The following is a 262-nucleotide window of genomic DNA, read 5'->3' on the forward strand; positions in this document are numbered from 1 at the left end:
GATAGTGTTGAAAAAGTCCGGGTTGCAGCGGTCCTGAAGCACTGATTCAATCTTCGTTGTAAGAGGAGATTGAGTCGATGATGGGCGAGCAAAGTGTGATGCAGGAGGAGCTGTTCTATGGCTTCAGCCTGCAGCGGCATGTGCCGGCGGACCACCTGCTCAGATCGATCGACCGCTTCGTCGATCTGTCCGCCATCCGCCAGCATCTGGCGCCCTTCTACAGCCCGATCGGCCGTCCCTCGATCGACCCTGAGCTGCTGAT

1 protein-coding gene is annotated in these 262 nt (G+C 57.6%); it reads left to right on the top strand.

Annotated elements, in window-relative coordinates; all coding sequences use genetic code 11:
• Positions 1 to 77 precede the first annotated feature (77 nt).
• Positions 78 to 262 (top strand): transposase (locus AC0L15_RS33300; RefSeq protein WP_473498436.1); only part of this gene is annotated, 185 nt, incomplete at its 3' end.

It is taken from the genome of Mesorhizobium sp. WSM4846 (genome assembly GCF_055811415.1).